The 7,332-nt window shown below is 51.0% G+C and carries 4 protein-coding genes; 1 reads left to right on the plus strand and 3 read right to left on the minus strand.

Going from position 1 to position 7,332, the window contains the following annotated elements; genetic code table 11:
- Positions 1 to 58 precede the first annotated feature (58 nt).
- From D6029_RS11735 to D6029_RS11745, 3 genes are all read right to left on the minus strand, one after another.
- Positions 59 to 1,432: an HlyD family type I secretion periplasmic adaptor subunit gene (locus D6029_RS11735; RefSeq protein WP_120064929.1), complete on the minus strand. Its 1,374-nt coding sequence runs from the start codon at positions 1,430 to 1,432 to the stop codon at positions 59 to 61.
- Positions 1,419 to 3,590 (minus strand): type I secretion system permease/ATPase, encoded by a 2,172-nt coding sequence (locus D6029_RS11740; RefSeq protein WP_244212406.1) that lies wholly within the window; start codon positions 3,588 to 3,590, stop codon positions 1,419 to 1,421. Before D6029_RS11740 ends, D6029_RS11735 begins: the two co-directional genes overlap by 14 nt.
- Before the next feature lie 134 nt (positions 3,591 to 3,724).
- Positions 3,725 to 5,068: a TolC family outer membrane protein gene (locus D6029_RS11745; protein ID WP_120064931.1), complete on the minus strand. Its 1,344-nt coding sequence runs from the start codon at positions 5,066 to 5,068 to the stop codon at positions 3,725 to 3,727.
- 399 nt (positions 5,069 to 5,467) lie between these two features.
- On the opposite strand from D6029_RS11745, the gene D6029_RS11750 reads away from it, so the two are divergent.
- The coding region (locus D6029_RS11750) for a retention module-containing protein (protein WP_120064932.1) at positions 5,468 to 7,332 on the plus strand (1,865 nt) is incomplete at its 3' end.

The raw sequence follows: 7,332 nt of genomic DNA on the forward strand, positions 1-7,332 counted from the left end.
GCAATAAAGCTCACAAAAAAGCCGCAACGAATAAACGTTGCGGCTTTTTTTATCTTCTTTATCTCTCGCGTAAGGCTTCCGCTTTCGCGCGAATAATCGGTTTCAACAGGTAACTCAGAATCGATTTCTTACCGGTCAGAATATCCACCGAGGCGACCATACCCGGAATAATCAGCATCGGGTGTTCTTTCGGGCCAAGATAGTTCTTATCCGTTCTTAAGCGAGCGACATAGTAGCTATGGCCTTGTTTATCGGTCACGGTATCAGGGCTAATCTGCACCAGTTCACCATCCAGACCACCGTAAGTGGTGTAATCGTAAGCGGTAAATTTCACCATTGCGTGCTGGCCTGGGTGCAAGAAGGCAATATCACGCGGCTGAATTTTCACTTCAATCAGCAGCTTGTCATCAAGCGGAACGATTTCGACCAAATCACTCCCCGGCTGAATAACGCCGCCAATGGTGTTAACCAGAATCTGCTGCACAATGCCGCGCACCGGCGAAACCACCATGGTGCGATTCACGCGGTCTTCAAGCGCTTTGCCCGTAGCCTGAGCTTTGCTCAGATTTGTGCGCGCTTCATTGAGTTGCGACAGGGCATCACTCTGGAAGCGGTTGGTGCTTTCACCAATCTTATTCTTAATCTCTTTTGCTTCGGACGCCGACTTTGGAATCGACAACGTGACCGAGTCGAGCTGCCCTCTGGTTTCCACTTCGGTGCGGCGTAAACGCAGGATCTCGACTTTTGAAATCGCACCGGAAGCCAGCAGCGGTTCGGACATTTTAATCTCTTGCTGCAACAAGTTCAGGCTTTGCTTGAATTGAGACTGTTTAGACTGGAAGTCGCGCAGTTCCTGTTCCTTCTGCACTAACTGTTCCTGAAGCCCGGAGATTTCGTCATTAAACTGGCGGCGGCGGCTGTTAAATAAATCCATCTCTCCGCTCGCCACGTCCGGGGCTTTTTTGATGATGTCATCAGAGATAACAAAATCTTTGCCCTGGGCTTCAGCGGTCAGGCGGTCAATCTTGGCCTGCAAGCCGAGCTTGTCCGCTTCCGTTTCGCCGACGTTCGACGCAAATCGCGTGTCATCGAGGTGCAGTAACGGCGTGCCCGCATCAACGATTTGCCCTTCGTGAACATACAGCTCAGTGACAATACCGCCTTCGAGGTTCTGTATTTTTTGCAGTCGTGAAGAGGGAATCGCCTTGCCTTCGCCGCGCGTCACTTCGTCGAGTTGAGCAAAGCCCGCCCAGACGAATGACAGCACCACTAACGCCAGAATTGTCCACAGCGTCAAACGAATAACGCGCGGTGAATCATCAATAAGTGCATGACTCACTTCGTTAATATTATCCGTCTGGTTCTCATCACGACCCTGGAAATATTGGCGGGCTTGCTGACGGAAATCTTTAAAAAACTCAGCGAGACGCATTGATTTGACCCTTCTTCAGCGCATCCATAACAATGGCTTTCGGGCCATCAGCAATAATGCGTCCTTTATCGACAATAATCAGGCGATCAACCAACGTCAGCATCGACGCTCGGTGAGTCACAAGTAACAATGTTTTATCTGCCACGAATGGCACCAGCGCCTGCTTAATTTTATCTTCACTGGTGTTGTCCATGGAGCTGGTCGGTTCATCCAGCAGCAGAATTGGCGGCTCAAGCAACAACGCACGCGCCAGCGCAACGGCCTGGCGTTGCCCGCCAGAAAGCTGCATCCCACGCTCACCCACTTGCAGGTTGTAACCGTCAGGATGGACGCGAGCGAACTCGTTTACGCCCGCGATTTCAGCCGCCCGCAGCATGGTTTCATCGTCGATATAGCGCGCGCCAAACACCAGGTTATCGCGCAGCGAGCCGTTAAACAGCTGAATATCTTGCGGCACGTAGCCAATGCTATGGCGCAAATCACTCACATCTAGCTGGCGAGCGTCCACGTCGTCGATCAAAATATTCCCGGCGGTAGGCTGATAAAGATTGATGATTAGCTTGCTGAGTGAGCTTTTGCCCGACCCGCTGCGGCCGATAATCCCCACACGTTCGCCTGGATTAATCGTCAGATTGATCTTTTGCAGCGAGGGATTTTTTTGCTCCGGATAGCTGAAATCCACATCGCGGAATTCAATGCTGCCACGGAAGGTTTCGCGCTTAAGCGGATGTTCATCAGCACGGCGTTCCTGCGGCATCGACATCATTTGTTCGGTATTTTTGATGGTCAGACGCGCCTGATGGAAGCGGGCAATCAGCCCCGTAAGCTGGCCCATCGGCATCAGCGCACGACCATTGAGCATGTAGCAGGCAATCAGGCCACCCATACTCAGCTTGCCGTTAATAATCATATACACGCCGACGATAATCATAATCACGCCAGCCATTTGCTGGAACCAGCCGGTAAGATTGCTGGCAAAACTGGACAGCGTTTTCACGCGCAGTTCCAGGCGGCTCAAGCTGCCCAGCGTCTGTTCCCACTGATACTGGCGCTCGCTTTGCGCGTTATTCACTTTCACCGCATCCAGGCCGCTGAGGGTTTCAATCAGCAACGCCTGGCGCTCGCTTGCCAGACTCATGGTTTTGGCAACGGCGGCATTCACCGGTTTTTGCAACGCCCAGCTAATCGCCAGCGCGATAGGGAAGGTGAGCAATGGGATCCAGGCCAGCGCGCCGCCGATAATCCCGATAACCAGCAACAGCACAAGGGTAAACGGCAGGTCGATAAGCGTGGTGAGCGTCAGCGACGAGAGGAAATCGCGCAGTGACTGGAACTCATGAATATTTTGCGCAAAGCTGCCCACCCGAGCCGGGCGCGCTTTCATTTCCATGCCGGTGATGCGCTCAAACAGCGTGGCAGAGATAATCAGGTCGCTCTTTTTCCCGGCGATATCAAGACACACGCCGCGCAGCATTTTTAAAATCAAATCAAACACGAACGCCAGGCAAATGCCGACCGCCAAAACCCACAGCGTAACCGTGGCCTGGTTGGGCACAACGCGGTCGTACACGTTCATGGTGAACAGTGGCGTGCCGAGGGCAATCAAGTTAATCAGCAAGCTGGCCAGCACCGCATCCATATACAGGAAGCGCGAGAGTTTCAGCGTGTCTTTAAACCATGATTTGGTACGCGGCAGGAAGGATTCAGACTGTAAATCAAACTCATGGCGCGGATGGGCGAAAATCACCTGGCCCGCGTATGTTTCCTCAAGCTGTGCGGCATCAAGCGTGATTTCGCCGCCTTCGCTTTCGCTTGGCATCAGGCGCGCTTTGCCGTCTTCATTCCAGCCCAGTAATACGGCAGCACCGCCATCACGCAGCAGCAGAATCGCCGGCAGTGACATCGACGGGATTTTATTGAGCGTGCGTTTAATCACACGCGCTTTTAAACCCGCCCGAGCTGCGGCTCGCGGTAAAATTGCCAGCGTCAGTCGATCGTTTTCCAGCGGCAACCCGCTGCTTAACGTTGAGCGACTCGCGGACTTTCCATGTATAGAACAAAGCACGAGCAGGCAATCAAGCAAGGGATCGTCATTGCGGCTGCGAGGATCATGATAATGCGACTCCGCGACGGGAGGAGCCTCTGACATTGTATTCATGTGTTCAACTTGTGAATTCATTGATGAGATTTGTCGGTGAGCGAAATAATTGTTGTCGGATGACGCTACGCTTATCCGGCCTACGAAATAACGGTTATGCGTTTGTAGCGTCATCCATCATGGATACCGAATACTTAATTAAGCTCTGGCAAAGAATTATTGTCTGCCGAATCTATGGGTTGACCTGCGGGTGTGGCATTAATTTTAAGCGCTTTTAATAATTCACCCATCCGCGCACAAATTCGGTAAGCACTCGATATTTCCAGATAACGTAATTCCACTAAACGACGCTTAGATGAAAAAACTTCATTTTCACTGTCTAATAAATCCAGCAGAGTACGTTCACCTAAACTAAATTGATCCTGATAAGCGGTACGGACTTTTACACTGCGGTCGGCATAATCAGCGGCGGCAGGTAATTGGTCGCGGGCATTTTTTAATGCTGTCCATGCCAGGCCAATTTCCTGGTTCATCTGGCGCAGGGTATTGTTGCGCACATCCTGAGCTTGTTTTTGCAAATAGGCACGGGACTGCATCGCCGCTTTATCACTGCCGCCCTGGTAAAGGTTGTAATGCATTTTCACCATCGCCTGCCACTCTTCAGAGTGCGCGCGAGTGGTGTCTGAGTCATTGCTTACACTGCGAGCCAGTTCCACGTCCACGCGTGGATAGAACGTTGATTTTGACGCTTCATATTGCTGGCGAGCGGCTTCAATATCCGCATTGGCAGATTTCAGCAGCGGGCTGTTGGACTCCATAATGCGTTTCGCGTCGGCCAGCGATTTAGGCAAAATGGCATCAATACTTTCAGGCAGGCTCAGGTTTTCTGGCGGTTGCCCGGTGACGCTCACAAACGTGGTATTCGCGTCTTCAAGATTGGTTTGTTCGGTTAGCAGATTATTGCGAGCCTGCGCCAGACGCGCTTCCGCCTGCATTAAGTCGCCAGAACGGCCCACGCCTTGATCGGTACGCAAACGAATCTGGTCATAGATGCGTTCATGGTTTGCCAAATCATCTTCGGCCAGGCGCACATATTCCTGACGTTGCAGCACATCAAGATAAGCCTGAACCACTTCGAATGCGGTGTTTTCGCTAACGTTCAGTACGCTAAAAGCCCGGGAATCTACGGTCGCTTTCTGGCGGTCGACTTCGCTTGAAGTGGCGAAACCATCAAAGACATTCTGATTAAGGTTAATCGTCGCGTCGTTCGGGGAAAGATTCATCCCTTTGTTGGTGCCGCCTGCGCGTGTCGTTGCATCGTTAATATTTTTTTGCCCGGCTTCGGCATCCAAATTTAACGTAGGCAAATAGCCACCACGCGCGGCACGCAAGTCTTGTTCAGCTGAATAACGGCTGTTGACCGATGCATTAACTTCAGGGTGGGTGGATAAGGCTTGCTCTACGGTATTCTGTAAGCTTTCCGCGTTAACACAGGGTATTGATAAAAAACCAAATATAAAAAGGAAAAACTTCTGCATTTTTATGAAGCCTTAATGACACGCGTTAACGATATCCCTATATCACGCTTTATATCCATTTATATTTTTAACACGAAACATCATATTGATTAACAAGCGAAGAGGGTTTTATCTAATTACATCAAACGCGACTTTCATATGAAGTCTTATTTTATGTTTTGTAATGTGATGTTTCACTTTCCGTCATTTTTGATTATATTTAACGCGCAGTCAAGCTTCTGCGAATCACGTTTTAATAACTGTATTTTTTTCTACATTAATAAAATAATTCATTTGGGAAATGTCCATTAATGGCTATTTATTTATATCTCCGCAATGTTTGGAAAATGAAAAATTAGTGTTATCAATTTTTTCATTTGTTTTTTATAAAAATAACGAAGAAATTCAAGAGAGGATTCTGTGAGCAATTTACTGGGTGTAATTAAAGCGATAGTTGGTCAGGTTTATGTCGTTGAAGCAGATGGCTCGCAGCGTCTTTTGAAAGAGGGTGACCGGATCTACAGTGGCGAAGAAATTGTCACCGGAGCCAGTGGTGCGGTCAGTGTGGCTTTGCCAGATGGCAAAACGTTGGATCTCGGGCGCAACAGCCACTGGACAGAACAGGGCTTAAACACCGTCAGTAATACAGAGCACGACACGCAGGATATCGCCTCGGTTCAAAAGGCCATTGCGGATGGCGCTGACCCGACGCAAGCTTTAGAAGCAACGGCTGCGGGCAACGAACCACCAGTGCATATTGAAGGCGGCGGCGGTGGGCACACCTTAGTCCAGTTGGATATGACCGGTAAAATTATTGACCCAACTGCCGGTTTTAATACCCTGGGTATAGGAACGCCAGGCTCGGAATTAATCTTACCCGAGAATGGTTTAACGAATGGCAGCACTTCCGGTTCCTCCCCCGTTCTCCCTCCTGTTGTTCAGATTGACGATTTCGCCGGTAACGATGGTTTCATTAACAAACAAGAAATAAACCATACCCCCGTCAGCGGCACCAGTAACCAAAATCACGTCATCCTTGTTTTTACCGATAGCCAAAATAATACAATTACGGTGGACGTTCCTGTCCACAATGGACAATGGACAATCCAACCCGATTTAAGTGGTTTGGTGGATGGCAATATCACCGTGGTGGCAACGGCAACGGATGTTTCCGGGCGCACAGCACACAGCACCGCCGACTCCGCGTTAGACACTCATGGCCCGCAAGACCAAATAACCATTGATAGCGTCACGCCGGACAACGTTATCAACATCAATGAATCCCACCAGACAAATACGCTAATCCACGGCAATGTTTCCGGGGATGCCTCCATCGGCGACAAAGTGACGTTAACGGTCAATGGCCAGGAATATACCGGCGAAGTCATTACGCTGGCCGATGGCAAGCTCGGATACCAGATTAACGTTTCCACTCAGGGCCTGCTGGCGGACCCGAATATTCATGCCACCGTAACCTCTACCGATGCGGCAGGAAACACGACTCAGGCATCTGCCGATCATACTGTCGCCATTGATATTCATGCTGAAGCGACCATCACCATCAATCAGATTGCCGGTGATGATGTGATCAATGCGCAGGAAAGTCAGCAGCCGACAACGGCGGTCAGTGGTTACGTGGGTGGCGATGCGAAACTCAACGATACCGTGACCCTGACGGTCAACGGCCATGACTTCACCGGCACGGTACAACCGATGCCGAACGGGCATCTGGGTTACAGCATTGATGTCAACACGGCGGACCTGGCGAACGGTCAGCAAGTACACGCCAGCATTACCGCCACCGACGGCGCGGGCAACACCGTGGAAGCCACAGCAGACCACACTGTCACGCCGGACTATGCAGCAGAAGCGACCATCACCATCGACACGATAGCGGTTGATGATGTAATCAATGCACATGAAAGCCAGCAGCCGACCACCAGTGTAACCGGCACCGTGGGCGGCGATGCGCGGGTGCACGACGTGGTGACGCTGACCGTTAATGGCCATGAGTTTACCGGCACAGTGCAACCGATGCCGAACGGGCATCTGGGTTACAGCATTGATGTCAACACCGCTGACCTGGCGAACGGTCAGCAAGTACACGCCAGCATTACCGCCACCGACGGCGCAGGCAATACCGTGGAAGCCACAGCAGACCATACTGTCACGCCGGACTATGCAGCAGAAGCGACCATCACCATCGACACGATAGCGGTTGATGATGTAATCAATGCACATGAAAGCCAGCAGCCGACCACCAGTGTGACCGGCACCGTGGGCGG

It is taken from the genome of Buttiauxella izardii (genome assembly GCF_003601925.1).
Taxonomy (GTDB): Bacteria; Pseudomonadota; Gammaproteobacteria; order Enterobacterales; family Enterobacteriaceae; genus Buttiauxella; species Buttiauxella izardii.

Coding starts and splice junctions, on each gene's coding strand:
- D6029_RS11740 (WP_244212406.1), bottom strand. CDS start 3,590: ATGAATACAATGTCAGAGGCTCCTCCCGTCGCGGAGTCGCATTATCAT.
- D6029_RS11735 (WP_120064929.1), bottom strand. CDS start 1,432: ATGCGTCTCGCTGAGTTTTTTAAAGATTTCCGTCAGCAAGCCCGCCAA.
- D6029_RS11745 (WP_120064931.1), bottom strand. CDS start 5,068: ATGCAGAAGTTTTTCCTTTTTATATTTGGTTTTTTATCAATACCCTGT.